Origin of the sequence: Streptomyces sp. KR55 (assembly GCF_052245645.1) — a bacterium.
GTDB classification, from domain to species: Bacteria; Actinomycetota; Actinomycetes; order Streptomycetales; family Streptomycetaceae; genus Streptomyces; species Streptomyces flavusporus.
The window spans coordinates 1-2132 of sequence record NZ_JBQQCE010000830.1 but is presented as its reverse complement, the minus strand read 5'-3'; the positions used below and the strand labels follow the sequence as shown (position 1 = coordinate 2132).

Sequence of the window (2132 nt, the reverse complement as noted above, 5' to 3'; positions counted from 1 at the left end):
TGGCTCTGCTACCTGCATGAATCCAGTCACAGGCCGGTTGACCAGGCAAAACGCATCCCTGCGTTACCCGCAATATCCCGGCCTTTCCCGTTGCCATGTGTACGGCATGTGTACTGGAACGGGGCGGCCCCGGTGGGTGTTCCCGCACCTCAACCGGGGCCTACGGCCGGACCCTTCTACCGCAAGGAAGTCCGACCCCATGAACGACCGTATCGCCCCATCCGTCGACGAGCTGCGCGAGTTGCTCGCGGCCGTCCTCGAAGCAATCGCCATCCCCCACCCCGCTACCGTCGGCGACGGTGAGGTGCACGGCCGCATCTTGCTGGACCGCGTCATGGACGCCCGCGTCGCCCTCGAGGGCGTCCTCCAGCGCGGCGACGAGCCCGGCTGGTCCGCGGACTACCTCCGCGAGCGTCTCGCCGAGAAGCCGGCCACCGGCTACCGCGCTTGGGGTGAGGGCCGATGAGCAAGCCGCGCCAGCACCCGGCAGCATGCTTGGCCCTTGACGGCCAGTGCACCAGGGAAGACTGCGGCAACCCGCGTGAGCCCGTGCACTACGGTCCCGAGCACGGCCTGCGCGTCTCGTTCGCCGACGAGCCGCTGCTGCCGTTCGAACTCGCCCAGTGGGGCGACGAGCAGCCGAGCCTCTCGTTCTTCGCCGACGGCTCCTGGCCGGACCTCGACCTGGGCCAGGTCGACGAATTGCTGCTTGCCCTGGACCAGTACACGGGCGCGCTGCGCGTCGCGCGCGAGCACCTGGCGGCCGCCCGCCGCGCGCAGGCCACCGAGGGGCGGGATGCGTGATGGCTGCACTGTCCCGTGCGACGCGACGCGTCGTCGTCGCGCACCTCACCGACTGCGGCATGAGCCCGGCGGAGATCTCCGCTGAGCTGGGCGTTTCCCGCGACACGGTGCGCAGGGACCTGGCGGACGCGCCCCCGTCGGCGCCGCCCGCCGCACCCGAGCCTGCGCCGCCGGTTGCGCCCGGTCTACTGCTGCCCGACGAGCCGCAGTTGCGGCGCAACCTCGAGGTGCTCACGGCCGCATACGGTGCGCGGCCGGAGGACGTGGCCCGGTTCGCGATCCACCAGGCGGCCCGCCACGTGCGCGCGTGGCAGACGGCCCACGCCCGTGAGGGCCGGTGACCGCATGGCCGCTGGTGTGGCTGCTGCTCGCCCAGCAGCAGGCGCCGGCGCTCGCCGCCTGACGCATGGCACCGCCCCCGGCCGCCGTAGCGGTCCGGGGGCGGCTCAGGGCCGGGTCCCGTCATCCGGGCGGGACGGCGCGCCTCGCAGGTAGCGCCTACCGCGGCCTCGGTCTATCCCACCACCAGCGCGATCGGCGCACCGCGCTGGGGGTGGAGTCTCAGCATCGGGGGCGCTGCGAACAGTCGAGTGAACAGGCGTACACCTCGATGCTGAAGCCGCGGGTGCCCTGCGCCCGGCCGACACTCACGCCACCCACGGCGGTCCACAACGACTTGCCGCACCAGCAGCACGCCCACCCCTGATGCTGCGCGTAGGTCAGCTCGTCGGCAGGCGGCAGCTGGGGCCGCCAGGTCACCGCCGGTCGGCGAACGGGACCAGGCCGTGCACCTCGCGGCACGGGCCGCAGGCGAACAGCGTGCCGCCCGATCCGGAGCCCTGCTCGATGACGTCGATGAGCCGGACACCGTCGGCGGTGCCCTTGTGCCACGCGCACCAGCCGAACGCGCGGGGGGTGTCTTCGGTCTGCGGGGCGTGCGTAGGCTCTGCCATGTCGGTGCTCCCTCGAAGCGTCGGCCATGACCCCCGGACCGCGGCCCAGCGGTCGCGGGGGTTCTCTTCTCACCGACCGTAGCGCAACTGCGTCCCACCGCGTCCCCTTACGTCCCAACGCGGTGGGACGCGTTCCCCAGATGCCGACCGCACAAGGCCGCGCGAACGTGGCGGCATGAGCGGACTCCCGCAGTACGAGTACGTGAAGCTCGCCGACCGCATCGCGGCCGAGATCGCCTCGGGCAAGCTCCCGGCCGGCGCCGCCCTGCCCGGCGAACGCGCCATGACCGAGATCTACAGCGTCAGCATCGGCACCGTCCGCCGCGCGGTACGGGAGCTGCGCGAGCGCGGCCTGGTCGCCACCCTGCCCGCCAA

At 72.6% G+C, this 2132-nt stretch carries 5 protein-coding genes; 4 read left to right on the top strand and 1 reads right to left on the bottom strand.

What is annotated here, in order from left to right; genetic code table 11:
* Positions 1–199 precede the first annotated feature (199 nt).
* From ACTWQJ_RS50655 to ACTWQJ_RS50645, 3 genes are read left to right on the top strand one after another with little or no spacing between them, the layout of a single operon-like run.
* Positions 200–466 (top strand): hypothetical protein, encoded by a 267-nt coding sequence (locus ACTWQJ_RS50655; RefSeq protein ID WP_443313083.1) that lies wholly within the window; start codon positions 200–202, stop codon positions 464–466.
* Entirely contained in the window at positions 463–804 is a 342-nt protein-coding gene (locus ACTWQJ_RS50650) for a hypothetical protein (protein ID WP_443313082.1), read from the top strand. The genes ACTWQJ_RS50655 and ACTWQJ_RS50650 overlap by 4 nt, the downstream gene beginning before the upstream one ends.
* Positions 804–1145 (top strand): helix-turn-helix domain-containing protein, encoded by a 342-nt coding sequence (locus ACTWQJ_RS50645; RefSeq protein WP_443313081.1) that lies wholly within the window; start codon positions 804–806, stop codon positions 1143–1145. The genes ACTWQJ_RS50650 and ACTWQJ_RS50645 overlap by 1 nt, the downstream gene beginning before the upstream one ends.
* Before the next feature lie 414 nt (positions 1146–1559).
* Here the strand turns inward: ACTWQJ_RS50645 and ACTWQJ_RS50640 are convergent, their stop codons facing one another.
* Entirely contained in the window at positions 1560–1757 is a 198-nt protein-coding gene (locus tag ACTWQJ_RS50640) for a hypothetical protein (RefSeq protein ID WP_443313080.1), read from the bottom strand.
* Positions 1758–1932: 175 nt separating this feature from the next.
* Here ACTWQJ_RS50640 and ACTWQJ_RS50635 point away from each other — a divergent pair.
* A partial coding sequence (locus tag ACTWQJ_RS50635) for a GntR family transcriptional regulator (RefSeq protein ID WP_443313079.1) occupies positions 1933–2132 on the top strand: 200 nt, incomplete at its 3' end.